This is a genomic window from Selenomonas sp. oral taxon 136, from assembly GCF_001554015.1.
Lineage (GTDB): Bacteria > Bacillota > Negativicutes > Selenomonadales > Selenomonadaceae > Centipeda > Centipeda felix.
In genome coordinates this window covers 2,126,704-2,151,812 of record NZ_CP014239.1, presented here as the reverse complement: position 1 = coordinate 2,151,812, position 25,109 = coordinate 2,126,704, and the positions used below count along the sequence as shown (strand labels likewise).

The window sequence follows — 25,109 nt, the reverse complement described above, 5'->3', positions numbered from 1 at the left end:
ATCCGCAGCATAACCTCCATCACAGTGATGTCATCTTCATATCTGCCAATCGCTCAACTTCCTCTATTGGCAGCTGCGTCGCAGCAGCGATCTGCTCGATACTCAGTTTACCTAGTGCAATCAATGCACTCGCTGTCGACCTTGCCGACTCGACGCGCCCCTCAGCACGCCCCTTAGCAAGTCCCTCGGCAAGTCCCTCACGTCGCGAGCCGTTCATATCACTCACATAATCATGCTCATACTTCTCCCGCTGCTCGTATTTGCGCCGTCTCCCGGCGTCGCGCATGAATGTCTCTATCCGATCCCACGCCATGTTAATCGCCGCTTCACTCATTGCAATCTCCTCCATTTCCTCATTGCTCAATTTGTTCCCGATGAACGCCATCCATTTATCCAGTGTCCGCATCCGGCGTATATCCGTACGCGTCACCTTCGGCAGCTCCAAAAAGTGGATCTCTAAATCCTCCGTCAGCCGATGCTCTCCCGTCTCATCATACAGTCCATACATATGATGAAAGCCCTTTAGTGGGAGATAGGTATAGCCAAGCAAGTTGATTGAAATGGTTCGTCGCAGATGTGCGTAATCTTCCCCTCGCCTCAGTGTACTTTGGTAGAGTTTCGCCCAGTAGTACAGGCTCCGCTGTCCCATGTTCTGCCGCTTCTGTACCTGAACTTCAATATTATCCGCAGCATAACCTCCATCACAGTGATGTCATCTTCATATCTGCCAATCGCTCAACTTCCTCTATTGACAGCTGCGTCGCTGCAGCGATCTGCTCAATACTCAGTTTACCTAGTGCAATCAATGCACTCGCTGTCGATCTCGCCGACTCAGCACGCCCTTCAGCGCGCCCCTCAGCACGCCCCTTAGCAAGTCCCTCGGCAAGTCCTTCGGCAAGTCCCTCGCGTCGTGAGCCGTTCATATCACTCACATAATCATGCTCATACTTCTCCCGCTGCTCGTATTTGCGCCGTCTCCCGGCGTCGCGCATGAATGTCTCTATCCGATCCCACGCCATGTTAATCGCCGCTTCACTCATTGCAATCTCCTCCATTTCCTCATTGCTCAATTTGTTCCCGATGAACGCCATCCATTTATCCAGTGTCCGCATCCGGCGTATATCCGTACGCGTCACCTTCGGCAGCTCCAAAAAGTGGATCTCTAAATCCTCCGTCAGCCGATGCTCTCCCGTCTCATCATACAGTCCATACATGTGATGAAAGCCCTTTAGCGGGAGATAGGTATAGCCAAGCAAGTTGATTGAAATGGTTCGTCGCAGATGTGCGTAATCTTCCCCTCGCCTCAGTGTACTATGGTAGAGTTTCGCCCAGTAGTACAGGCTCCGCTGTCCCATGTTCTGCCGCTTCTGTACCTGAACTTCAATATTATCCGCAGCATAACCTCCATCACAGTGATGTCATCTTCATATCTGCCAATCGCTCAACTTCCTCTATTGACAGCTGAGTCGCAGCAGCGATCTGCTCAATACTCAGTTTACCTAGTGCAATCAATGCACTCGCTGTCGACCTTGCCGACTCAGCACGCCCTTCAGCGCGCCCCTCAGCACGCCCTTCAGCGCGCCCCTCAGCACGCCCTTCAGCGCGCCCCTCAGCACGCCCCTTAGCAAGTCCCTCGGCAAGTCCTTCGGCAAGTCCCTCGCGTCGTGAGCCGTTCATATCACTCACATAATCATGCTCATACTTCTCCCGCTGCTCGTATTTGCGCCGTCTCCCGGCGTCGCGCATGAATGTCTCTATCCGATCCCACGCCATGTTAATCGCCGCTTCACTCATTGCAATCTCCTCCATTTCCTCATTGCTCAATTTGTTCCCGATGAACGCCATCCATTTATCCAGTGTCCGCATCCGGCGTATATCCGTACGCGTCACCTTCGGCAGCTCCAAAAAGTGGATCTCTAAATCCTCTGTCAGCCGATGCGCTCCCGTCTCATCATACAGTCCATACATGTGATGAAAGCCCTTTAGTGGGAGATAGGTATAGCCAAGTAAGTTGATTGAAATGGTTCGTCGCAGATGTGCGTAATCTTCCCCTCGCCTCAGTGTACTATGGTAGAGTTTCGCCCAGTAGTACAGGCTCCGCTGTCCCATGTTCTGTCGCTTCTGTACCTGAACTTCAATATTTATCTGTGTCTCGTCATTCGTCATACAAAGCAGATCAAGTGTCGATCCCTTTCCACTCTCCTCATCGGGATCGACTTCTCGGTCGGCAAACTGCAAATCGACAAATGCCCTTTCCCCCTCCAGTCCAAGCACCGCATTGATAAAGGACAGCGTTATCTCCTTGTTCTCTCTGTGCCCAAAGATGAATTTGAATAGGATATCATTCAATGCGTTAAACTTTCTCGTCCGCATGACTTATTCTCCTCACTGCAACATCTCAATTCCATGCTCCTCCGCCATCTGTCGCACAGTATTCTCCGTCAGCTCTGTCATCTGTGCCACCATCGGAATTGAAGTTCTATCCGCAGCATAACCTCCATCACAGTGATGTCATCTTCATATCTGCCAATCGCTCAACTTCCTCTATTGACAGCTGCGTCGCTGCAGCGATCTGCTCAATACTCAGTTTACCTAGTCCAATCAACGCACTCGCTGTCGACCTTGCCGACTCAGCACGCCCTTCAGCGCGCCCCTCAGCAAGTCCCTCGGCAAGTCCTTCGGCAAGTCCCTCGCGTCGCGAGCCGTTCATATCACTCACATAATCATGCTCATACTTCTCCCGCTGCTCGTATTTGCGCCGTCTCCCGGCGTCGCGCATGAATGTCTCTATCCGATCCCACGCCATGTTAATCGCCGCTTCACTCATTGCAATCTCCTCCATTTCCTCATTGCTCAATTTGTTCCCGATGAACGCCATCCATTTATCCAATGTCCGCATCTGGCGTATATCCGTACGCGTCACCTTCGGCAGCTCCAAAAAGTGGATCTCTAAATCCTCTGTCAGCCGATGCGCTCCCGCCTCATCATACAGTCCATACATGTGATGAAAGCCCTTTAGTGGGAGATAGGTATAGCCAAGTAAGTTGATTGAAATGGTTCGTCGCAGATGTGCGTAATCTTCCCCTCGCCTCAGTGTACTTTGGTGTTCCGGCACACAGTATATTTATTGCTGCATGGGCAGTTGTATCATAACGTACACTCTCCACACAAAGTATCGCTGCTTTTATTATAATTTTTTCTGTCATAAACGTCAAACGATGGAATGATCAATGAACCAATACCTTTATACCTGTCTATCGCAGACTACGGACACACAAAAAAGGAGTGACATAACGTCACTCCTTCAAGTCTCTATCGAGTTATGCGATCAGTCCGTCACCGTCTCGTCGCCCTCGGATGCGCTCTCCGCCGCATACTTCTTGACGTCAGCACTGTCTGCATCACGCTTTGCCTTCGTGATGGAGAGGGAGATGCGCTTGCGCTTCGTGTCGATGCGGAGCACCTTGACCACAACGACATCGCCCGTGTGGACTGCCTCGTCCGCACGCTCGATGCGCTTCTCGGCGAGCTCGCCCATCGGGATCAGTCCATCAAAACCCGGCTCGATTTCCATGAATGCACCGAAGTCGGTCAGCTTGATGATCTTGCCTTCGATGAAGTCGCCCTCTGCGTACTTCTCTGCCTTTTCGACCCACGGATCCGGAAGGGTATCCTTGACCGAGAGGGAAATGCGCTTCGCATCGCGATCCACGCTCTTTACGTAGACGTCGAGCTCCTGCCCAACCTCGAGCACCTCTGACGGATGCTTGACGCGATGCCACGCGAGATCAGAGATATGTGCCAGACCATCCACACCGCCGATGTCAATGAAGGCTCCGTAGTCCACGAGACGCTTGACCGTACCGCGTACGATCTGCTCCGGCTCGATGGCAGAGAACACAGCCTCTTCCTTCTCCGCGCGGTCACGCTCGAGCAGCTTACGGCGCGAAAGGACGAGACGGCGCTTCTGCACGTCGATCTCGATGATCTCCGCCTCAACCGTCTGGTCAACGTAGACCGAAAGATCCTTCACGAAGTGAAGCTCCATCTGGGAGGCAGGAATGAAGCCGCGCAGTCCCATGACGTAGGCGACAAGTCCACCCTTGACCTCTTTGGCGACCTTCGCCTCGACGGTCTCGCCCTTCTCCTTGATGACCTCGATGTCCTTCCATGCGGCCATCTTGTCAGCTTCGACCTTCGAGAGGCTGCCGCCGTTATCGCCGCCGAGAGACTTGATGTAGACATCAATCTCATCGCCGACCTTCACGACATCGCGTGCATCGTCCGGCGCAGGAACGGCAAGATCCCTCTTGGAGACAGGAATTTCCTGCTTGTAGCCAATATCCACATACGCCTCATCACGGGATACCTGGACAACAACCCCTTTGACCACGGTGCGCTCTTGGATATCGGGCATATCTTCCTGTTCCAAAAGTTCCTTCATGCTCTGCTCTGACACTGTTTAAAAACCTCCTTGATAATCCAGTCCGGTGTAGAAGCACCGGCTGTAATACCAATTTTATTAATATGATTCAACCAATCAGACTGCAGTTCATCTGCTGTCTCAATGTGATAGGTTCGACATTTTTCGCTGCACAGCTGCGCGAGTCGCATCGTATTTGCGCTGTTCTTCCCCCCGACGACAATCATTGCATCCACGTGCTCTGCCAGATCCATCGCCGCCGACTGACGCATATCCGTCGCCGTGCAGATCGTCCGCAGGATCTTGATGTCGCGCGACTTTTCCAGAAGGACAGACGCGATGCGCCGAAAGCGATCACTCGAAAACGTTGTCTGACAGACGACGCCGAGCTTCCCAAAGGTTGGCAGCGCCGCTGCCTCCTCCTCGCTCTCGATAATGTGTGCCTGCTGTGCTGTCCACTCGAAGATACTCTTGACCTCCGGGTGATTCTTTTCGCCGATGATGACAACGGTATAGCCCTCCGCCGAGAGCTGCTTTGCCGAAAGCTGCGCCTTCTTGACGTGCGGACAGGTTGCATCCACAAGATTCAGACCGCGCTGCTCCGCCTGTGCGTACACCGCTGGACCAACGCCATGCGAACGAATGATAACCGTCCCATCCTGCATCTCGTCCAGTGTGCTGACCGTGCCGACGCCCTCCTCTTTCAGGCGTTCCACCATCTGCGGATTATGAATGATCGGACCGAGTGTACTGGATGTCCCATCGGGGGAAGCGTTCTCTCTGGCGATCTCAATGGCGCGTTTGACGCCATAACAAAAGCCGAGATGTTCCGCTAAAATAACCTCCATAGACCTCTCCAACACATACCGAAATACACGGCGACTCTTATCCCACTCACACAATCTGTTGAACAGTATAACACGGCTATCGCGGGCGTGCAAATAAATTTTTTCAATTCGCGCAAAAACTTTGGCGTGGGGTTTAGTTCCACGCGATCGTGGTGACGATTGCTTCCACGGCCTCAACGGAAACCGGCTCCTCAAAGGAGAGGGAGAAGGTATACCCGCCACGCGACCAAAGGGCAAGATGCACCAGCCGCCCCGACCCCTTGACGCGGATGTACTGCCGTCCGGCCTGAACGACCTGGTTCACTTCGTACGCCGTGCTGTCACCGCTGATATCTGCATTCCCCGCCGCCATGCGGAAGAGGATCTCCTTGCCGTCGCTGTTGCGATAAAAGATTTCGGCGAGGCTTTTGTCGATTGCGATAACATTCTTCTGTGCATAGCCCACAGGAAGGAGTGTCGGTGTGTAGACCGGCAGTCCTGCCACCGCCCATGCGTCACGGACGCTCGGATACTCCACGAGCGGCGACGGCATTCCGACCATCGGCTCTGCACTGACGGCCGTCGGCATTGCCTCTGCCGCTGTGGCCAACGCTGCACACGAAGCAATCAAACCAGCCATCATCAGACGTTTTACATCATTGTACTTCATCAAGATATCGTTCCTATTTCCGACTGCTTCAACTCTTTCTTCTTCGTCGCTGCGCCCGCGAGCATAGTACGGGCATTCGCAAGTGCCGCCCACGTAACATCATCGCCCGATGCCATGCGTGCGATCTCGCGGACGCGCTCCTTCTCACTGAGCGGCTCGACGCGCGTCACTGTCGCTCCGTCGACGACGGATTTTGCGATATAGAGATGCACATCCGCCATGCAGGCGATCTGCGGCAAATGCGTGATGCAGAGCACCTGCTTATACTGCGCGACGAACGCAATCCGCTCTGCGACCATCTGCGCAGTGCGCCCGCCGATCCCCGTGTCGATTTCATCAAACACCATGCTTGTCCCATCGGTATCCCGTGCCGCAACGATGGCCTTGATGGCGAGTGCAATGCGCGAGAGTTCACCGCCCGAGGCGATTTTCTCCAGAGGCTTTTCCGCCTCGCCGACATTTGCGGAAAACAGCATCGTGAGACGATCTGCACCATGGGTTGTATACTGCTCCTCCGGCGTGACAACAATGTGAAAACGTGCCTGCTTCATGCCAAGCCCCTGCAGCTCCCGTTCGATCTTCGCGGAGAGCGCCGCACCGACCTTCTGCCGTTGTTTCGTCAGCTCCGCGGCGCATTGTTCCATGCGCTGCCGGAGCCTTGCAATCGCCGCATTCAGTTCCTCTATGTCCATATCATAGCGTTCAGCGGAGGAGATCTCTGTTCGCAGCGCTTCGAGGCGCGCTAGGACAGCAGAGATGCTGCCGCCATATTTTTTCTTAAGGCGCTCGATCACATCCATGCGCAGCTGGATCTTGTCCAGCGAGGCGGGATCCGCGTCGATGCCCTCTAGGTAGTCCCGCACTTCATAGGATGCCTCCTGCAGGGAGATATACGCTTCCTCGATCATTGCCTGCGCCCCCGCAAGGCTCTCATCGTAGCGTGCAATCTCCTCCAGTGCGTGCGTGACGCGCGATAGTGCCGTCAGGACGGCAGCCCCCTCCTCCGTATCCTCACTGAGGAGATTGCTCGCCTCGGCAGCGTGCTCCACCAAGCGTTCCGCATGGGAGAGACGTCGAATCTCGATCTCGAGTTCCTCATCCTCTCCCTCTGTGAGTTCCGCCTCTGCGATTTCCTGCTCCTGCCAGCGGAGCATATCCAGACGCTCGGCGATCTCCGCATTTTCCTCCGTACGCATCTCACGCTCTTTCGTCCGCGCCTTCCAGGCCCGATAGACATCCTGATAGGCACATAGGCGCTCCGCGAGATCGGCATCACCGCCTTCAAGGAGGCTGCGCTGCGCTTCCTCGCGCAGGAGTGCCAAGTTCTCGTTCTGTCCATGGATATCCACGAGATGCGGCGCAAGTTTTTTGAGAAAGGTCAGCGTCACATGGGCACCGTTGACAAGAATGGAGCTTTTCCCCGCACGTGATACCTTGCGTACGATGATCAGCTCATCATCGTATTCGATCTCCTGTTCGGCGAGCAATGCGGACACGACAGAGTTTTCCTCGATGGAAAAAACAGCCTCCACACGCAGAAAATCACAGCCGCTGCGTATGACGTCGGCAAGGACACGCTGACCGAGGATTGTCCCCAGTGCACCAATCAGAATGGACTTGCCCGCACCGGTTTCACCCGTGAGGATGTTCAGCCCCGTGCCGAACTCGACGGTCACCTCTTCCAAAAGGGCAAAATTCTGAATCCGTAGGCTGTGCAGCACCACACATCCCTCCTTTTAGTGCATGAGTTTTTGAATACGTGCAACGATATCCGCCGCTGCCTCCTTCGGGCGGATGAGCACGAAAATATGGTCGTCGCCTGCAATCGTTCCGATGACTTCCGACCATGCCGACGCGTCGAGCGCGGATGCCACCGTTCCCGCTGCCCCTGGCGCAGTGCGCACGACGACGATGTTCTCACTGAAATCGCAGCTCTGCACATTGTCTTTGAAGACACGACGCATGCGTGCCTCGGAAAAACGCTGTCCCTCTTGCGGCGCGACAGCATAGCGATAGTGTCCGCCGCCTGCCGGTACCTTGATGAGCAGGAGTTCCTTGATGTCCCGCGAGATCGTCGCCTGCGTGACGTGCACATGGCGCGCACAGAGCGCTGCCGCAAGTGCCTCCTGTGTCTCGATGATTTCTTCACGGATGATCTGTTTGATGAGGTCGTGACGACGACGTTTCATTCCGCTCTCTCCTAGCAGTTTCTCCAGAGTTTTGTCCGCAGCGTCTGATAGTAGTCTTTGTCCTCAAATTTGATGATGCCCGCCCGCACGTCGGAACAGCGTACCGTCACGGTATCGTCAGGACGGATCGGCGTGGTCTCCTGCCCATCGATGGTGACGATGATGCTCTGGCGCGTATCGAGCAGATGGATGTGCACCACGTCCTCCTCGCGTATGACTAGCGGGCGGATGTTTAGCGTATGTGCGCAGATGGGCGTGAGCAGAATGCCGCGCACCATCGGGTTCATGATTGGCCCGCCCGCCGAAAGGGAGTAGGCCGTTGAGCCCGTCGGCGAGGCAACGATAAATCCGTCCGCCTTGCATGCAACCAGCGGTGTACTGTTCACCGTCAGCCCCAGCGTGATAACGCGCGCCACATCGCCCTTGGTCACCACAATGTCGTTGATCGCATAGCCGAGAAAATGCTCTTCTCCGCATGGATGCGTCACATAGCCCGCGAGCAGCGGCCGTTGCTCCACGCGGTAATCTCCCGCACAGAGCTGTCCCAGACGCCGTTCCAGCTCATTGAGCTCAATATCCGCCATAAAGCCGAGTGTCCCCAAATTGATGCCACAGACCGGCACGGGGTTCTCCGCGTAGCGTCGGCAGATGCCGAGCAGTGTACCGTCTCCGCCGAGACTCAGGGCAAAGTCGGCGGGCAGACGCTCGATGTCGTCTGCACCGCACTCCTCCATGCCGAACTCCGCCGCGCGCGCACGCGGTAGGATGATACGCGCGCCCCGTGCCGTAAGAAAGCTGCGGATGCGCAGGACAATATCCCGCATCTCCGGACGCTCGACATAGGGAAAAACTGCAACCGTCAACATAATCCGCTCCGCATCTCATCCATCCAGTGTACGATGTGCCTCTGCCACCACAGCGGCGATCTCCTCATCCGCGATAGCCGTACGTCCGCCCTGCATCCCCAGATAGAGGAGATACTCGATATTCCCCTTTGGTCCCTTGACCGGAGAAAAGGTCAGTCCGCGCGGAACAAAGCCCAGCCCCCCTGCGGTGGCAAGGACGCGTGCAATCACTTCCTCGTGCACTGCAGGGTCACGCACAACACCGTTCTTTCCGACGCGATCCTTTCCCGCCTCGAATTGCGGCTTGATGAGGGCGAGCACCTCTCCCTCCGGTGAGAGGAGCGTCCGCACAACGGGGAGCACCTTATCCAGCGAGATGAATGCCACATCGATCGAGGCAAAGTCCGGCGCATGATCCAGCATATCCGGCGTTACCTTGCGGATGTTCGTACGCTCCATGTTAATGACGCGTGCATCCGTGCGCAGTTTCCAGTCGAGCTGTCCATATCCCACATCAATCGCATAGACCTTGACCGCGCCATTCTGCAGCATACAGTCCGTAAATCCGCCCGTGGACGCACCAATGTCTGCCGCTGTCCGCTCCGCAAGGCAAATGCCGAACGCAGTGATCCCCTTTGCGAGCTTCAGTCCGCCGCGGCTGACATACGGAAGATCTTCTCCCACGACGCGCAGTACTGCATCAGCGGGAACGGTTGCGCCTGCTTTATCCACACGCTGCTCGTTGACAAGCACCTGTCCTGCCATAATGAGGCGCTTCGCGCGCTCACGGCTCGGTGCAAGCCCTTGTACGGTGAGCAGCACATCCAAACGCTCTTTCTTCAACGGCGCCCCCTACTGCTTCCGATACACGAGATAGGACACCAGTTCACGCAGAAAATCTGCCTCCGCGCCGAAATCACGGAGCGCCGCACACGCATCCTTCACCGTCTGTGCTGCAAGTTCCTGCGCCTCATCGAGCGAGGTCAGGGAGACATAGGTCGACTTGTGGTTTTTCTCATCGCTTCCAACGGGCTTACCGATGTCCTCTGCCGTCCCGACGACATCGAGAATGTCGTCCGTGATCTGAAAGGCAAGCCCGAACTGCTCCGCATACGTTGTAAGTGATGCAAGCTGTGCCTCGGACGCACCCCCGAGGATTGCGCCGCTGCGCAGTGCTGCACGAAAGAGTGCCCCCGTTTTGCCCATGTGGACACGGCGCATCTCCTCCATCGAGATGCGATGTTCCTCTGCACGCAGGTCGAGCACCTGACCGCCCACCATGCCCTCAGCACCGGCAGCACGACTGATCTCATCCACCACGCGCAGAAGTGTATCGGCGGATACATCCTGCTGGCGCAGGATGACCGTAAACGCGAGCGTTAGAAGTCCGTCACCTGCAAGGATGGCAATGCCGTCGCCAAAGACCTTGTGATTGGTCAATTTGCCGCGCCGATAGTCGTCGTTGTCCATCGCCGGGAGATCGTCGTGAATGAGGGAATACGTGTGAATCATCTCAAGTGCACACGCCACGGACAGGAACTTGGCGCCATCCGCTCCTACCGCATCCGCTGCCGCCATGAGGAGCACAGGTCGCAGACGTTTCCCGCCTGCCATCAGACTGTACGCCATCGCCTGCCGCAGCGTATCATCGAGCACATCCGTCCGATCCAGCTCCGCCTGCAGCGCACGCTCCACCAGCTCCTGCCGCGCCCGCCAACGTTCCTTCATCTCAGCCTCCGATCTTCAGCGGTTCTTGTGCAACGCCGTCCGCCGTCTCCCGCACGAGGAGATCCATCGTCTCCTCCGCGCGCCGCAGCGACGTGGCGCAGAACTCCGAGAGCTTAATTCCTTCGGAGTACTTTGCCATGAGATCAGCAAGGGCCAAATCACCCGCCTCGATCTCAGCAACAATCTGCTCCAACGCCCCCAGTGCTTCCTCAAACGCCATCTCTTTTTTACGCGCCATTCTGCTGCTCCTTTGCCTGTTCTACGACGGCAGATATCTTGCCGTCCGCAAATGTAATGTTCACGCGGTCACCCGCCGTGACGTCCTTCACGCGGCTCACGGCACGCCCGTCCTTCTCCACAATGCTGAACCCACGATAGAGAACCCGTACGGGGTTGAGCAGCTCCAGTCGCTTCAGCACGAGCTCAAGACGATGCCGCGCTGCGACGCTCTGCTCCTTTGCCGCACGATGGAGCTCTGCCGTGGCACGGTCACTGCGCTGCATCAGCGGGGCGATCAACATGCGCGGATTGGTGCACCAAGGCCGCTGAACGAGCGTGCTCAGGCGCGCGACGGCGTGATCGATCTGTCGCTTCCGCCCCGCGTCAAGACGTGCACGCAGCCCCATGAGGAATCGCTCCATTTCCGCCGCATCAGGAACGGCAAACTCCGCCGCCTGCGAGGGTGTCGCCGCACGCCGATCGCTGACGAAATCCACAAGCGTCGTATCCGTCTCATGCCCCACGGCCGAAATCACGGGAATACGCGACCGATAGACGGCGCGGACGACGACCTCCTCATTAAACGCCCAGAGATCCTCTGCACTCCCGCCGCCGCGGCCAACGATCAGGACATCCACCGGATATTTCTCATTGAAAAACGCCACGGCATCCGCAATCTGCTCCGCCGCTCCTGCGCCCTGCACCAGAACGGGATGAAGGATGAGCTGCACACCCGGCCAGCGTCGCTTGGAGACATTGTGGATATCGCGCAGCACCGCTCCTGCCGACGACGTGACAATCCCAATGCGTCGCGGAAAGCGCGGCAGCGGCTGTTTATGTCCTTCATCAAAAAGCCCCTCGGCGGCGAGGCGATCGCGCATCTGCTCAAAGGCGAGGGCGAGCGCCCCCGCGCCCTCGGGTGTCAAGAAGCTGACATAGAGCTGATATGCTCCGTCACGCTCATAGACGGAGATATTGCCACCCGCGATCACCTGCATCCCGTTCTCGGGTGCAAAGCGCAGATTTCGCGCATAGCCGTTGAACATGACGCACTTCATACTTGAGCCTGCATCTTTTAGGGTAAAGTAGGCATGTCCCGACGGATAGCGTTTATAGTTGGACACCTCGCCGCGTATCAAAAGATCCGACAGAATCGGCTCATGCTCAAACATCCCCTTGATATAGCGCGTTACATCACTGACACTGTGAACGGTCATAACCACCTCTCCCCCATAACGATAAAAAAAGAACCATTGCACCGACTGTGCAACGGATTCTTTTTCATCAGTTATCCCATTGATTTCTGCAACGCAGCAAGGATACCGTTTACATAGCGGCCCGCATCGTCCGACCCATATTTTTTTGCCAGCTCCACTGCTTCGTTAATGGCAATCGGAGGGTCAATGCGTTCCTCCTGATAGCACATCTCATAGTACGCCATGCGGATGAGATTGCGATCCACGGGCGCCATGCGATGGAGCTTCCACTCCTTCGCCATGCGCTCAATCGCCGCATCGATCTCCGGCTGAACGGAGCACGTACCCTGCACGAGCCCGTTTGCATAGGCAAGATCCTTCTCCGTCAACCCGTCCACAGCGTCGCTGGCAAGATCCCCTGCCGCGACAGTCGGCGGACGATCCTGATCGAACTCCCGCTGAAAAAGTGTCAAAAGCGCCGCCTCACGCGCGTGTCTGCGGCTCATGACATCCTCCGAAAGAGATTCCGCAGTCCCGACAGATCAATGATCTCTGACCAATGTCGATGCTCTGACTGCAATCCAATATACATGCCGATACCGGCACAGAGAATCACAAAGACAATATTCCAAAAACCAAACAGCAGGACACAGACGCCGAACAGGGTTCCGAGCACCAGTCCGCCTGTCCGTCCGCGATGGTACATCCACTGTTCCTGCAGGAGCTGCAGCAGATATTCTTTCATGCGCACCTCCCACTACGCCACAGAGCGTTTTGCCGCACCGGACGCGCCGATCTCCGTCACACTGATCTTGACCGGCACCTCGGCTACACCGAGGACCTCATGAATATGCTGCTGCACACTCTGCGTCAGCTGCTCCGTCACCTGTCCCAATGCTGCGTGATCCGCAATGCTGATCTTCAGCTCAATATGCATGGGCGGATCTGCGCTGTCCTTCCGCTGCTCATGCACCACAATGACTGCCGCTGCCTCACGCACCTCCTGCATAGCCAGCGTGGTACGCTCGACGATGCCCTGCACGGCAGGGAGTGCCACCTGAACGGAACCGGCCGGTGTCTCGATCACCATAAACTCCCCGTCCGTACGTGTAGAAGATGAGAAACGCGAAAACACCGCAAAGAAGAACTTTAGGCTGAACAGAAAATACACCGCACAGCCTATAAGGAGTTCCTGACGGGACAGTGCATAGCGCAGTTCATTCAGCCAGATACTCTCCGGCAGGATACGCAGTACTGCCGCTGCGACGGCAACGGCGAGTGCCATGCCGAGAATCGCATACGGCAGGAGAAGCAGACGGTTAAGAATCCCCATGGTTCATAGCCCCCGACTGCACTTAGTGTACACGCGACTCCTCGACCTTCGGCTCCTCCTCAGGGAATCCGACGCCCTGCACATGCACGTTCACCTCGACCACAGACAGCCCCGTCATCGTCTCGATGGCGCGCTTGACATTCTCCTGCGCCGCAAGGGCAACTTCAGGAATGCGGATGCCATACTTGACGATGATGTAGAGATCAACCGCAGCCTCTTTCTCACCGACTTCGACCTTGACCCCCTTGGAGAAATTCTTACGCCCCAGGATCTCAGCGATGCCGCCGGCGATACCACCGCTCATGCCCGCAATTCCATCGACTTCCGTCGTGGCAAGCCCCGCGATAATGCTGACGACCTCATCAGCGACGCGAATCGTCCCAAGACCTGTTTCCTTCTTTACAACATCCTTCTCATTGTCCATGTTCATATCCTCCAAATTTAATATGATTATACTCAGGCGCGCTCGATGTAGTTGCCCGTGCGCGTATCAATGCGCAGAACATCTCCCTCGTTGATGAATAGGGGCACACGCACCTCATAACCGGTCTCAACCTTTGCCATCTTCGTCGCGCCCGTCGCCGTATTTCCCTTGACACTCGGCTCGCACTCGACGACCTTCAGATTGACGGAGTTCGGCAGCTGGATGCCAATGATGCGCCCCTTGAACTGCTGCACCGCCACCTCCATGTTCTCCATGAGGTAGTTCAGCGCATCGCCCAGCTGTTCGCGCGTCAGCTCCGTCTGCTCATAGGTCTCCGTGTTCATGAACGTATAGACGCCGTCCGCCTCATAGAGGTACTGCATGGTATGCGTCTCGAGATGCGCCGCAGGCATCTTCTCGTTCGGATTGAACGTGCGCTCCACTACAGCACCGGTCTCGACGTTCTTGATCTTCGTACGGACGAACGCGGCACCCTTTCCCGGTTTCACGTGCTGAAAATCAACAATCTGCCAGACACCCCCATCGTACTCAATGGTCAGGCCTGTGCGGAAATCGGTGCTGTTAATCATATTGTTCGTTCCTCCATATCTGTTATACCTTTACACATTATAGCGGGTTTATATACATATTTCAATAAATTCTTTTGGCGCGTGCGTCAGCGGCTCTGCTCCGTCATGCGTGATGAGCACCGTGTCCTCGATGCGGATTCCACCCCAGCCTGGAAGATAGATTCCCGGCTCATCGGTAATCAGCATATTCTCCTGCAGTGCGACAGGACAGGACTTCGAAAGGCGCGGCTCCTCGTGGATCTCAAGCCCAAGGCTATGTCCAAGCCCATGTCCAAAATACTGTGCAAGATTCTTCTCAGCGAGAGCATCGCGTGCCACGCGGTCTGCCTCGATCCCTGTGACCCCGGGATGCAGTGCCGCGAGTGCACGCTCCTGCGCCGCGAGCACGGCATCATAGCGCTCGCGCTGATGCGCGTCTGCCCGTCCGACGCAGATGGTCCGCGTGATGTCTGAGCAGTAGCCCTCATAGACCGCGCCGAAGTCCATCGTCACGAGCTCGCCGCGCGCGATCTCCTTCGTACTTGCCACGCCGTGCGGCAGACTGCCCCGCACCCCCGAGGCGACAATCGTCGTAAAGGCAGGGCGCTCCGAGCCCTCACGCCGCATGAAGTACTCCATCTCAGCGGCCACCTCACACTCCGTCATGCCGGGGCGAATAACGGTGATGATGTGCGCGAATGCCGCATCGGCAATCGCACAGGCACGGCGAATGGCGGCGATCTCATCCGCATCCTTGACCATGCGCAGTGCATCGAGGGAGAGCGACGTGTCAAAGGAGATCTCTCCCAGCATAGACTTCAGCTGTTCATACCGATCACAGGTCAGCGCGCCGCCCTCAAAGCCAAGCGCAAGAATCCCAATATCCTGCGCTGCCTCTGCAATCTTTTTGCTCAGCCCCTCATGCTGTTCGACGACATCATAGCTTGGTGCCTGCAGCTGCACCTGCTCTGTATAGCGATTGTCTGTCATGAGAAGAAGCCGCTCGGGGGTTATAAGGAGTGCCGTGGAGTCGCCGCGAAAGCCGCTGAAATAATGGACACTCTCCTCCTTCGTGACGAGCACCCCGTCCAGAACCTTCTCTGCCATGAGCGCACGCAGACGCGTGACTCGTCCCTCAATCTCCATTGCATCCCTCCATGCGGCAGATGATTGCCTCAAGTGCCGCCATATAGCTCTCCGCACCCAGGCCTGCAACCTGCCCCCAAACGACCGGCGCAATCACCGAGTGATGCCGAAATTCCTCGCGCTGATGGATGTTCGAGAGGTGTACCTCGATGACGGGAACCTCAGCAGCAGAAATGGCGTCGCGGATGGCGATACTGTAATGCGTAAAGGCAGCGGCATTCAGGATAATGTAGTCCGTGTTCCCGCGCGCTGCTTGAATGGCATCCACCAAGACGCCCTCGTGATTCGACTGCAGAAATGTGATGGCAAGGCCTGCACGCTCCGCACGACGGCGCAGGCGTTCGTTGATGTCGGCGAGCGTCAGCGCGCCGTAAATCTCAGGCTCACGTGTCCCGAGCATATTGAGGTTCGGCCCATTCAGCACCAATATTTTTCCCATCATACTCCTCTAATAGCGCACGTCAAAGCTGCGCTCCCCCTCAAGCAGAGCGCGTTCCTCGACCGTGAGATGATTCACGTGGATAAACATATTTCCTGCACGCATGGCGTCAAATGCCGCCTCGACGGCATCCGCTGCGCCCTGCAGTTCCATTGTCACCGTGCCGTCCGACATATTCTTGACCCACCCCGTGATGTCACGCATCACCGCCTGCTGGCGGACAAACATGCGAAAGCCCACGCCCTGCACACGCCCTTCGGCACATGCAAAGCGGCGAATCACCGTGCTCATGATCCATCCCCCTTTTTCATTGGCACATCGCGGCGCAGGATGCTGTATGGCTCTGCCGGACGCACCAGCCGAATGCGCACGATCTGCTGCGGGTGCGGTGCGGCGTCGATTGGCGTCCCCTCCTCATCCCACATGGCATCGAGAATTTGGCGAAAGGACGGCCCCTTCGGCTGAAAGATCTCAATCTCCTGACCGACGCGCATGTGATTGCGCTGCTCCACCTCTGCCACCCCTGTCGTGGGATCATAGGCACGCACCAGCCCGACGAACTCCGAGTTCTGCTCATAGGACGAAGACCCATAGATCTGATCCTCTGCCGTCGTCTTTCCGAAGAAAAAGCCTGTCGTGTACGCACGGTGGGATACCTTGTTCAATTCCTCCAGCCACGATGCTTCGACATGGTAGGGCTGCTCTGACAGGCAGGCATCCAGCGCCATGCGATACGCCTTCACAACGCTCGCCACATAGTGAACGCTCTTCATGCGTCCCTCGATCTTCAGGCTGTCCACACCGCATGCGACGACCTCGTCCAGATACGTGAGCAGGCACAGGTCTTTCGAGTTCATGATATAGGTGCCGCGCTCATCCTCGGCGATGGGATAGTACTCTCCGGGACGGGATTCCTCGACCAGTGCATACTTCCATCGGCAGGACTGGGCACAGCTTCCGCGGTTCGCATCGCGCCCCGTGAAGTAACTGCTGAGCAGACATCGTCCGGAATAGGAGATGCACATCGCACCGTGCACGAACAGCTCCAGCTCCACGTCCGTTGCCCGCCGAATCTCCCGTATCTCCGCCGCCGAGAGCTCGCGTGCGAGCACGACGCGCGCCGCGCCAAGCTCCTGCCACGCGCGCACCGTGCGCCAGTTGACATTGTTCGCCTGTGTGCTGACATGGATGGGAAGTCCGGGGGCCGCCTCGCGTGCACACATAAAGACACCGAGGTCGGCAACGAGGACGGCATCTGCCCCTGCCTCCTTAAGAAAGCGCAGATAGTCCGGCAGTGACACCAGATCCTCATTGTGCGGGAACACATTGACCGTCACATAGATCTTCTTTCCCATCCCATGAGCAAGGCGAACGGCCGCCGCAATCTCGTCCTCTGTAAAGTTTCCGCCAAAGGCACGCAGGCCGAACTGCCGTCCGCCGAGATACGCCGCATCCGCACCATAGCGGAGCGCCGCCTCCAGTTTCTCCATCGTCCCCGCAGGGGCAAGGAGCTCAGGTCTGCGCGTCATCGGAGCACCTTCACTGCATCAGCGCACCTGATCGACAAGGGCGAGGTGATCCGCATAATTCGTTGCATAGTAATTCTTTCCATTCCGATCCGCCACGAAATACAGATAGTTCGTATGTGCGGGATGCAGCACGGCCATCAGCGACGCTGTACCGGGGCTTGCAATCGGTCCTGGCGGCAGGCCGACATTCTGATAGGTATTATAGGGCGACGCGACCTCCGTGTCGCTGTAGAGAAGATCCTCCTTCGGCTCATCGAGCAGATACTGCACCGTCGGGTCAGCCTGCAGCGGCATACCAAGGCGCAGACGCTTCAAAAAGATCTGCGCGATGATCGGGCGATCCTCATCATGATACGCCTCCTTCTCCACGAGGGACGCGAGCGTCACGAGTTCATAGATTGAGAGGTGCATCTCCTTGGCGCGGTCTCGCATCTCCTTCGTCAGGCGATGATCGAAATTCTCCGCCATCATCGTCATGATCGAGTCGGCATCGAACGAATCGCTCAGCTCATAGGTGTCGGGGAAAAGGAATCCCTCCGCCGCATAGCGTACATTCTCATGCTGTTCCATATAGGGGTAGGGGCGAAAGGTCTTGGCTCGCTCCATAAAGTCATCCGCGCGCACGAGCCCTTCCTTTTCCAGCCGCTCGGCGATCTCCTTCACACCGAACCCCTCGGGAATCACGAAATGGATCGTGACGGTATTGCCATAGACGAGTTTTTCCAGCGCATCACGCGGCGTCATCCCGGTCTGCATGGCGAACGTACCAGTCTTGACCTTGTTTTCAAGTCCGTTCAGCTTCGCCGTCCACCAGAACTTCATCTCGCTGTCGATCACACCGCGTTCGTGCAGTTCCTTGCCGATGCTGCTGACACTCATCCCGGGGCGTACGGTAAAGTATACAAGCGTCCCCTCATTGGTGGGCGAGGCGGACGGCGACGCAATCAAAAACACAAAAACAAGGAAGAGGAGGGCGACCGCAGCCGCCCCGCCGAATATCATTCTCTTTTGCTTTGGGGTTCCCTTTCCGCGGTAAACCGCCCGCAGAGCCTCCTGCCATTCGGCGTGCTCCAGAAAGTCGCGTGTCTTCTGCCACAACTCCTGCAATGACTCCCGCAACAAAATCCATCCTCTCTTGTCTCAGTGTCGTAGGCCCACGCAGTCTCCTGCTCCACAGAACATCATGGTCCGCTGATGCGGCGGCGATCTGCGAGTCCCTTATTCTTCCTCCTGCTCTGCAAGATGCTCATAGGCGCGGCAGACCGCCTCGAACTCCTCGTCCGTCGGATCTGTGTAGATGTCCTCGCCGCTCTCATCCACGATGATCTTGGCAATCGTCGCCTCGTCCTCATCGTCGCTGTCTTCAAGTGCTCCATCCGCATCCATGTGGAGTGCCACGAGCACGGCAAATCGCTCCGTTCCGAGCGGCACGATCATCTCCTCGCGATAGTAGTGTTCCACTCCCTCCTCATCGGAGATAACGACAATAACGTCCTCGTCGTGAAGTTCTTCCTGCTCAGTCATCTTCTCTGCTCCTTCAATCAAGGAAGCCCGGATAAATACTGTGTGCGTCTCCCGGCGCATCTTTTATCCGTGATTTCCCATATTCTGTCGATCCAAAAATCCCTGTAAAATATAGACCGCCGCCATCTTATCGATCACCTTGCGGCGTTTTTTGCGTGAGACATCTCCGGCAATGAGCGCGCGCGAGGCGGCGACGGTCGAGAGGCGCTCATCCCAGTAGTGTACCTCCGTCCTCGGAAAGTGCTCCTCCACCTCCGCCATAAAGGCACGCACAATGCTGCAGCGCTCGCCCTCATTGCCGTTCATGTGCTTTGGCAGACCGGCCACGAGCGCATCGACCTCATACTCCTGCATGAGCTGTCCGAGGCGGGCAATGTCTTCCTCGAGTGTCGTGCGCCGCACTGTCTCAACGCCCTGCGCCGTCAGCCCGAGAAGGTCACTGACCGCAACCCCGATCGTCGCATCACCGAGATCGAGTGACATATAGCGTTTCATTTCTCGTGTTCCAGATAGAAGCGCACGAGCTCATCGAGCAGATCGTCCCGCTCAAGACTCCGTATCTTGCTCCGCGCGTCGCGGTGACTCGTCACATACGCGGGATCACCGGACAGCAAATAGCCGACCAGCTGGTTGATCGGGTTATACCCTTTCTCCCGCATCGCCGCACTCACATCCCGTATGACGACATCTGCCTTCGGCTTATCCTCCCCGAAGGAGAACATCATGGTTTTCTGTTCGTCCATTACCTTACCTCACTATGGAAATATGTCACAGCTTCCCTTGCTTGATCGCATCCAGCGCCGCATGCAGCGATGGATAAATCCCCGTGCAGATCTTCCGCATCTCCTCCGTCGGCGGCAGTGTATCGGGAATCATCACCGACATACAGCCCGCTGCCGATGCGCCGCGCAGCCCATTGTAGCCATCCTCAAAGACATAGCAGTCTGCTGGTGCAGTCTGGATTGCCGCAGCTGCGCGCAAAAAAATATCAGGGGCGGGTTTCCCCCGCTCGACCATATCACCGCCGACAATGGCATCAAAGTACTTTCTCAGCCCGCTCTGCGCGAGATTTCTCTCGATCTGCTCCACCGTCGAACTGCTTGCCGTTGCGATACGCACGCCGTGCACACGAAAATAATGGAGCAGATCACATGCCCCCGGCATGACTGGCAGGTTCTTCGCCGCCGTATCACGGACGTACTCGTCCACGCGGCGTGAATAGGCGTAGGCATCCACTGTCGGATAGAACGAATGCACAACTGCCGCCATTGTCTCACCGCTCGTGCCGCAGCATTCCTTGCCCAACTCAGGACTGCGCGGTACACCAAATTCATCGGCGATGACCAACCAACCGCGCTGATACACCTTCTCCGTATCAAAGAGCAGCCCATCCATATCAAAGATTGCGCCTTGCTGCATTTCTCCTCCGCCATACCGCAGAAATGAATTCGTGCAGGATCAGCCAAATGTCATTTCATTTGTACTTCCCCAAAATTCTATGGTTGATATTACCACAAAATGTGAAAAAAGAAAAGGCGCACCCGCTGTGCGTCTTTTCCGATCTTTGTCAATCTCGTCCGAGTTTGTCGCGCAGGATTACATCGTGTGCACCGCCTTCGACGATACTGGTCGAGGAAACGAGGGTGAGCTTTGCCTTGTCGCGAAACTCCGGCAGACTGAGCGCACCGCAGTTGCACATTGTGGAGCGGATCTTGGAGAGCGTCGTCTGCACGTTCTCCTTCAACGGTCCTGCATAGGGGACGTAGGAATCAACCCCCTCCTCAAAGGAGAGCTTCTTGCTCCCGCCGAGATCATACCGCTGCCAGTTGCGCGCACGATTCGAGCCCTCGCCCCAATATTCCTTATAGTAGGTGCCGTTCACCATGACACGGTCCGTCGGGCTCTCATCGAAGCGCGAGAAGTAACGTCCAAGCATGAGGAAATCCGCGCCCATGGCAAGTGCAAGTGTCATGTGATAGTCGTAGACGATACCTCCGTCAGAGCAGATGGGGATGTAGACGCCCGTCTCCTTGTAGTATTTGTCACGCTCGGCACACACATCGATGAGTGCTGTTGCCTGTCCGCGTCCGATGCCCTTCGTCTCGCGCGTAATGCAGATGGAGCCACCGCCAATGCCGACTTTGATGAAGTCCGCCCCCGCATTCGCGAGGAAACGGAAGCCCTCACCGTCCACAACGTTGCCTGCACCGACCTTGACCGTATCACCGAACTCCTCACGGATGTGTTGGATCGTCATGCGCTGCCACTCAGAGAACCCCTCCGAGGAGTCGATGCAGAGGACATCGACTCCCGCGCCGATGAGCGCAGGAACGCGTTCTGTATAGTCGCGCGTATTGATACCCGCACCGACAATGTAGCTCTTGTTGTCGTCGGTCAGCTCCAACTCATTTTCCTTGTTGTCCGTGTAGTCCTTGCGAAATACCATGTAGCGCAGACGCTGATTCTTGTCAATGAGCGGCAGCATGTTGAGCTTGTGCTCCCAGATGAGATCGTTGGCGAGCGTCAGCGAGGTCGCATCCGCATCCGCCCAGACGAGCTTCTCGAACGGCGTCATGAACGTATGCACCTTCGTATCGAGCGACATACGGGAAACACGATAGTCACGGCTCGTCACAATGCCGACGAGTTTGCCGTTCGCGGAACCGTCCTCCGTGACTGCCATGGTCGAGTGTCCCGTCTTGGCGAGAAGATCAAGCACCCCGCCAAGTGTTGTGTCAGGACTGATGTTCGAATCACTGCTGACAAAGCCCGATTTATAGTTCTTTACTCGCGCGACCATAGCCGCCTCTGCCTCGATGGACTGCGAGCCATAGATGAACGATACACCGCCCTGCTTGGCGAGGGCAATCGCCATGGTATCGTTGGAGACCGCCTGCATGATCGCCGAAGTCAGCGGGATATTCATCGTAAGCGCCGGCTCTTCATCACGGCGAAACTTGACGAGCGGCGTACGCAAGGAAACATTCGCGGGGAAGCATTCCGCCGAGGAGTAGCCAGGTATGAGCAGATACTCTCCGAACGTATGCGACGGTTCAGTGTAATAATGCGCCAAGGGAACCCATCCTTTCCACTTTTCGAAGGAAGTACCGAGAAACTTCACCCATTTATCAGTGCTTCTCTAAATTTTTCTGTTAAATATACGCGCTTCCACGCGCTGTGTCAACCAATAAATCAGTATGAGAAACACATGCGTATGGATAAAAACTCCCTAAGAGTTTCACATTCTCTTAGGGAGTTTTCGAAAGCCATAACGACTGATCTTCAAATGGTGCCGAAGGCCGGGGTCGAACCGGCACGCTGCTCACACAGCGGCAGATTTTGAGTCTGCTGCGTCTGCCAATTCCGCCACTTCGGCTTGGGGGAAATACGAGATGTATTATAGCATTCCGCACGGTCTCTTGTCAAATATCAGCGCAGGCGCGGCTCGATCTTCCGGATGAGATCCATGTCTGCCGCAAACCACGGGACACTGTAGAGATCGGCGCGCCCGAGCCACCGCCCCTCGGAGTGGACACGCAGCTGCGGCTCTCCCGCTGCGAGTCGGCAGAGGTAGAGGCGCATGTTCATGTGGTACTCCGGATAATCGTGGTCAACCGTGCCGAGGAGTTCCTCCACTATGACCATAACGCCGAGCTCCTCCTGCATCTCACGCACAAGTGCCGCCGCATCCGTCTCCCCCGGCTCAACCTTTCCGCCCGCGAATTCCCACGTGCCCGCATACGCTCCATAGGAGCGGCATGCGCCGAACACCTTCCCGTCACGTAGGATCGCTCCTGCGACGACATCGATGTGCTTTCGCTCCTCCATGCCCTACTCCTTCTCGCTCTTATTGCGCCGCAGAAACAGCTGCATCAGCTGTGCACGCGGGTCGCATCCATGCGCGACGATCTCATATACCGTCGTGCAGATGGGCAGCTCAACACGATACTCCGCGGCAAGAGCCATCAATGCCTCAGCGGTGTAGACACCCTCGGCGATCTTATGAAAGTCGCCTGCCGTACCGCGCACAACAGCCTCCCCATAGCGGCGGTTGTTGCTGTGCGGAGAAAAGAGCGTTGCCTCGTAGTCACCAAGATGCGACAGCCCGTAGATGGTGTCCCCATCGCCACCCATCGCATGCACCAAACGCGAGAGCTCACGCGCACCGCGCGCCATAAGTGCCCCCTTCAGGCTGCCGTAGGAAAAGCCGTCGAGCATCCCCGCCGCGAGCCCTACCACATTCTTCGCCGCTGCGCCGACCTCTGTGCCGAGGAGATCATCCCCATAATAGAAGCGGATGAGTGGACTGCCAAGCACGTCCACCAGATCGTGCAGCACTGCCCGCTCCTCCCCTGCGAGCACCATGCAGTTCGGAATGCCGCGCACAAAGTCCTGCACATGCCCAGGGCCAACCCAGACGACGGGCTGTATGTCTGCGCCGAGTTCTTCCTTGACCACGGTGGTCAGACGCTTTCCCGTGCCGATCTCAAGCCCTTTCATACAGAGGATCATCCGCTTGGTGCGGAGCTCCTCCATAAGGCCGTGTGCGCATACATCGTGCAGGAAGGCACGCAGTGCCTGTGCATGGATGGAGATGATAACGATCTCCGCCGTCTGCAGCGCCGCTGCGAGATCATCCGTCAGATGAACCTCTGGTGGGAGAGTCAGAAACTCATTCGTCCGTGTCTTCTCCAGTGCCGCGAGATGTTCTGACCCGCTGCGCCCCCACAGCGTCACCGCATGACCGACACGCTGGGCATACCATGCGTGAAACGAGCCCCAACGCCCACATCCGAGAACCGTAACCCTCATGACGATACCTCCACCGCTGCACCCGTCAGTACACGTACGACAACCCCCGCCATAATCATCCCCGCCACAGGCGGTACAAAGGACACACTGCCCGGTGCCAGATGCCGTCCCGGTGCCGGCGCACAGATGCCCGCGGCGGGACGCTTCGGACGCTCGCGCGAGCAGACGACCGTGAGACGCCGCACGCCGCGTTCCTTCAGCTTTTTCCGCAGAATACGTGCCAATGGATCACCCTTAGTGCGATAGATGTCCATCACCTCAAAGAGCGTGGGGTCAAGTTTGTTGGCCGCTCCCATACTCGCAATCAGCGGTATATTCCTCACCTGACACTGCACGGCAAGATCCACCTTCGCCGTCACCGTATCCACTGCATCCACGGCATAGTCATAATGCGTCTCAAAAAAGGAACCCGCCTCCTCAGGCAGATAAAACGCACGAATTTCGCGTACCTCACAATGGGGATTGATCGCTCGGATGCGCTCTGCCATGACCGTGGTCTTGGCTTTTCCCACCGTCTCGGTGAGTGCGTGAATCTGGCGGTTGATATTCGTCACGTCGATCGTATCGTGGTCGATGAGCGTCAGACTGCCTACACCGGCGCGCGCCAACGCCTCTGCCGTGAATGAGCCGACCCCGCCGACGCCGAACACAGCCACCGAGCTTGCTGCAAGGCGTGCAAGTCCTGCGTCGCCAAGCAGCATCTCTGTCCGCGCAAAGCGCTGATCCTCCATCATTCCCTCCCCATTCTACATCGAAAAAGCTGCCGCAACTGAGCGGCAGCTTGAAAGAATCAACCAACGGTCATTACTTTACCACGAGAACAGGACACTTGGACTGCTCGACCACATACTGGCTGACGCTGCCCAGCAGAACCCCCTTGACGACCCCAAGGCCGCGGCTGCCCATGACGATGAGATCGATGTCGTTCGTCTCTGCAAAATCGAGCACGACGACAGCGGGCGACCCCGTATCCGAGAACGACTCCTTCTCGATTCCCTCGGGCACCATCTCCATCGCGCGGTCGAGGACGACATTCCCCGCCTTTGTCACAGAGTCGAGAATCGCATCCGACAGGACGGCATTGATCGCGAGCTGGTTGATGTTTGCGACATAGAGAAAATTCAGCTTTGCACCGCAGATCTTCGCCAGCGTCACCGCCTGCTCAATCGCACGATCTGCTCCCTCGGAACCATCGACAGGAACCAAAATATTCTTCATCATGGAAGTACCTCCTCA

Annotated in this window: 33 protein-coding genes and 1 tRNA gene; all 34 read right to left on the bottom strand. The window is 56.8% G+C overall.

All coding sequences use genetic code 11. The features are described 5' to 3' along the window. Nucleotides 1–19 precede the first annotated feature (19 nt). The 34 genes from AXE86_RS10385 to AXE86_RS10220 all read right to left on the bottom strand — a co-directional run bounded on the left by AXE86_RS10385 (nt 20) and on the right by AXE86_RS10220 (nt 25,094). On the bottom strand, nt 20–679 hold the full coding sequence (locus tag AXE86_RS10385) for an Rpn family recombination-promoting nuclease/putative transposase (RefSeq protein ID WP_257721077.1): 660 nt from the start codon (nt 677–679) through the stop codon (nt 20–22). A 22-nt stretch (nt 680–701) separates the two neighbouring features. Then, a complete protein-coding gene (locus AXE86_RS10380; RefSeq protein ID WP_257721076.1) occupies nt 702–1,385 on the bottom strand; it encodes an Rpn family recombination-promoting nuclease/putative transposase in 684 nt (227 codons plus the stop codon). A 22-nt stretch (nt 1,386–1,407) separates the two neighbouring features. Next, nucleotides 1,408–2,373 (bottom strand): Rpn family recombination-promoting nuclease/putative transposase, encoded by a 966-nt coding sequence (locus AXE86_RS10375; RefSeq protein ID WP_061946698.1) that lies wholly within the window; start codon nt 2,371–2,373, stop codon nt 1,408–1,410. A 127-nt stretch (nt 2,374–2,500) separates the two neighbouring features. After that, entirely contained in the window at nt 2,501–3,115 is a 615-nt protein-coding gene (locus AXE86_RS10370; RefSeq protein ID WP_071884725.1) for an Rpn family recombination-promoting nuclease/putative transposase, read from the bottom strand. A 213-nt stretch (nt 3,116–3,328) separates the two neighbouring features. After that, nucleotides 3,329–4,444 carry a 30S ribosomal protein S1 gene (gene rpsA, locus AXE86_RS10365; RefSeq protein WP_083501183.1) on the bottom strand — a complete coding sequence of 372 codons (1,116 nt, stop codon included), beginning with the start codon at nt 4,442–4,444 and terminating at the stop codon, nt 3,329–3,331. Further along, the gene (gene ispH, locus AXE86_RS10360; protein ID WP_061946696.1) at nt 4,441–5,271 is read right to left on the bottom strand and encodes a 4-hydroxy-3-methylbut-2-enyl diphosphate reductase; all 831 of its coding nucleotides are present in this window, start codon (nt 5,269–5,271) and stop codon (nt 4,441–4,443) included. Before ispH ends, rpsA begins: the two co-directional genes overlap by 4 nt. Before the next feature lie 133 nt (nt 5,272–5,404). Then, nucleotides 5,405–5,920, bottom strand: coding sequence for a DUF4367 domain-containing protein (locus AXE86_RS10355; protein ID WP_157064444.1), 516 nt, complete (start codon nt 5,918–5,920; stop codon nt 5,405–5,407). Then, on the bottom strand, nt 5,920–7,641 hold the full coding sequence (recN, locus tag AXE86_RS10350) for a DNA repair protein RecN (protein ID WP_061946695.1): 1,722 nt from the start codon (nt 7,639–7,641) through the stop codon (nt 5,920–5,922). Before recN ends, AXE86_RS10355 begins: the two co-directional genes overlap by 1 nt. A 15-nt stretch (nt 7,642–7,656) precedes the next feature. Next, on the bottom strand, nt 7,657–8,109 hold the full coding sequence (argR, locus tag AXE86_RS10345; protein WP_061946694.1) for an arginine repressor: 453 nt from the start codon (nt 8,107–8,109) through the stop codon (nt 7,657–7,659). A gap of 11 nt (nt 8,110–8,120) precedes the next feature. Continuing rightward, nucleotides 8,121–8,975, bottom strand: coding sequence for an NAD(+)/NADH kinase (locus AXE86_RS10340; RefSeq protein ID WP_050344089.1), 855 nt, complete (start codon nt 8,973–8,975; stop codon nt 8,121–8,123). Nucleotides 8,976–8,990: 15 nt separating this feature from the next. Then, nucleotides 8,991–9,797 carry a TlyA family RNA methyltransferase gene (locus AXE86_RS10335; protein ID WP_061946693.1) on the bottom strand — a complete coding sequence of 269 codons (807 nt, stop codon included), beginning with the start codon at nt 9,795–9,797 and terminating at the stop codon, nt 8,991–8,993. A 9-nt stretch (nt 9,798–9,806) separates the two neighbouring features. Further along, on the bottom strand, nt 9,807–10,682 hold the full coding sequence (locus tag AXE86_RS10330; protein WP_061946692.1) for a polyprenyl synthetase family protein: 876 nt from the start codon (nt 10,680–10,682) through the stop codon (nt 9,807–9,809). A 1-nt stretch (nt 10,683) separates the two neighbouring features. Further along, nucleotides 10,684–10,920, bottom strand: a complete 237-nt coding sequence (gene xseB, locus AXE86_RS10325; protein ID WP_006689503.1) for an exodeoxyribonuclease VII small subunit — start codon at nt 10,918–10,920, stop codon at nt 10,684–10,686. Further along, on the bottom strand, nt 10,910–12,118 hold the full coding sequence (gene xseA / locus AXE86_RS10320) for an exodeoxyribonuclease VII large subunit (RefSeq protein ID WP_050344092.1): 1,209 nt from the start codon (nt 12,116–12,118) through the stop codon (nt 10,910–10,912). Before xseA ends, xseB begins: the two co-directional genes overlap by 11 nt. Before the next feature lie 71 nt (nt 12,119–12,189). Next, nucleotides 12,190–12,603: a transcription antitermination factor NusB gene (gene nusB, locus AXE86_RS10315; RefSeq protein WP_009442323.1), complete on the bottom strand. Its 414-nt coding sequence runs from the start codon at nt 12,601–12,603 to the stop codon at nt 12,190–12,192. Next, a complete protein-coding gene (locus AXE86_RS10310; RefSeq protein ID WP_050344096.1) occupies nt 12,600–12,842 on the bottom strand; it encodes a DUF2273 domain-containing protein in 243 nt (80 codons plus the stop codon). Before AXE86_RS10310 ends, nusB begins: the two co-directional genes overlap by 4 nt. A 12-nt stretch (nt 12,843–12,854) precedes the next feature. Next, the gene (amaP, locus tag AXE86_RS10305; RefSeq protein ID WP_009442325.1) at nt 12,855–13,430 is read right to left on the bottom strand and encodes an alkaline shock response membrane anchor protein AmaP; all 576 of its coding nucleotides are present in this window, start codon (nt 13,428–13,430) and stop codon (nt 12,855–12,857) included. 22 nt (nt 13,431–13,452) lie between these two features. Continuing rightward, nucleotides 13,453–13,854, bottom strand: a complete 402-nt coding sequence (locus AXE86_RS10300; RefSeq protein ID WP_170950760.1) for an Asp23/Gls24 family envelope stress response protein — start codon at nt 13,852–13,854, stop codon at nt 13,453–13,455. Between the two features lie 32 nt (nt 13,855–13,886). Next, nucleotides 13,887–14,444 carry an elongation factor P gene (gene efp / locus AXE86_RS10295; RefSeq protein ID WP_009442326.1) on the bottom strand — a complete coding sequence of 186 codons (558 nt, stop codon included), beginning with the start codon at nt 14,442–14,444 and terminating at the stop codon, nt 13,887–13,889. Between the two features lie 48 nt (nt 14,445–14,492). Then, entirely contained in the window at nt 14,493–15,569 is a 1,077-nt protein-coding gene (locus AXE86_RS10290; protein ID WP_061946691.1) for a M24 family metallopeptidase, read from the bottom strand. Further along, complete coding sequence (aroQ, locus tag AXE86_RS10285; RefSeq protein WP_061947003.1) at nt 15,559–16,008, bottom strand: type II 3-dehydroquinate dehydratase; 450 nt, start codon at nt 16,006–16,008, stop codon at nt 15,559–15,561. Before aroQ ends, AXE86_RS10290 begins: the two co-directional genes overlap by 11 nt. Nucleotides 16,009–16,017: 9 nt before the next feature. Beyond that, nucleotides 16,018–16,299 (bottom strand): acylphosphatase, encoded by a 282-nt coding sequence (locus tag AXE86_RS10280; protein ID WP_009442329.1) that lies wholly within the window; start codon nt 16,297–16,299, stop codon nt 16,018–16,020. After that, nucleotides 16,296–17,537 carry a peptidase U32 family protein gene (locus AXE86_RS10275; RefSeq protein ID WP_061946690.1) on the bottom strand — a complete coding sequence of 414 codons (1,242 nt, stop codon included), beginning with the start codon at nt 17,535–17,537 and terminating at the stop codon, nt 16,296–16,298. Before AXE86_RS10275 ends, AXE86_RS10280 begins: the two co-directional genes overlap by 4 nt. 18 nt (nt 17,538–17,555) lie before the next feature. Further along, the gene (gene mltG / locus AXE86_RS10270; RefSeq protein WP_061946689.1) at nt 17,556–18,659 is read right to left on the bottom strand and encodes an endolytic transglycosylase MltG; all 1,104 of its coding nucleotides are present in this window, start codon (nt 18,657–18,659) and stop codon (nt 17,556–17,558) included. Between the two features lie 96 nt (nt 18,660–18,755). Then, nucleotides 18,756–19,061, bottom strand: coding sequence for a DUF1292 domain-containing protein (locus tag AXE86_RS10265; RefSeq protein ID WP_050344103.1), 306 nt, complete (start codon nt 19,059–19,061; stop codon nt 18,756–18,758). Nucleotides 19,062–19,124: 63 nt separating this feature from the next. Beyond that, nucleotides 19,125–19,556, bottom strand: a complete 432-nt coding sequence (ruvX, locus tag AXE86_RS10260) for a Holliday junction resolvase RuvX (RefSeq protein ID WP_198145263.1) — start codon at nt 19,554–19,556, stop codon at nt 19,125–19,127. Continuing rightward, nucleotides 19,553–19,804 (bottom strand): IreB family regulatory phosphoprotein, encoded by a 252-nt coding sequence (locus AXE86_RS10255; RefSeq protein ID WP_009442334.1) that lies wholly within the window; start codon nt 19,802–19,804, stop codon nt 19,553–19,555. The genes ruvX and AXE86_RS10255 overlap by 4 nt, the downstream gene beginning before the upstream one ends. Before the next feature lie 25 nt (nt 19,805–19,829). Next, complete coding sequence (locus tag AXE86_RS10250) at nt 19,830–20,480, bottom strand: HAD family hydrolase (protein WP_006689518.1); 651 nt, start codon at nt 20,478–20,480, stop codon at nt 19,830–19,832. Nucleotides 20,481–20,628: 148 nt separating this feature from the next. Then, nucleotides 20,629–22,134 carry an IMP dehydrogenase gene (locus tag AXE86_RS10245; RefSeq protein WP_061946688.1) on the bottom strand — a complete coding sequence of 502 codons (1,506 nt, stop codon included), beginning with the start codon at nt 22,132–22,134 and terminating at the stop codon, nt 20,629–20,631. Between the two features lie 214 nt (nt 22,135–22,348). Next, nucleotides 22,349–22,437: transfer RNA gene (locus AXE86_RS10240), tRNA-Leu, on the bottom strand. 53 nt (nt 22,438–22,490) lie between these two features. Further along, the gene (locus tag AXE86_RS10235) at nt 22,491–22,889 is read right to left on the bottom strand and encodes a (deoxy)nucleoside triphosphate pyrophosphohydrolase (protein WP_061946687.1); all 399 of its coding nucleotides are present in this window, start codon (nt 22,887–22,889) and stop codon (nt 22,491–22,493) included. Nucleotides 22,890–22,892: 3 nt separating this feature from the next. Further along, nucleotides 22,893–23,873 carry an NAD(P)H-dependent glycerol-3-phosphate dehydrogenase gene (locus AXE86_RS10230; RefSeq protein WP_050344109.1) on the bottom strand — a complete coding sequence of 327 codons (981 nt, stop codon included), beginning with the start codon at nt 23,871–23,873 and terminating at the stop codon, nt 22,893–22,895. After that, entirely contained in the window at nt 23,870–24,604 is a 735-nt protein-coding gene (locus AXE86_RS10225) for a tRNA threonylcarbamoyladenosine dehydratase (RefSeq protein WP_050344111.1), read from the bottom strand. Before AXE86_RS10225 ends, AXE86_RS10230 begins: the two co-directional genes overlap by 4 nt. Nucleotides 24,605–24,677: 73 nt before the next feature. Next, nucleotides 24,678–25,094: a universal stress protein gene (locus AXE86_RS10220; RefSeq protein ID WP_009442340.1), complete on the bottom strand. Its 417-nt coding sequence runs from the start codon at nt 25,092–25,094 to the stop codon at nt 24,678–24,680. Nucleotides 25,095–25,109: the final 15 nt, after the last annotated feature.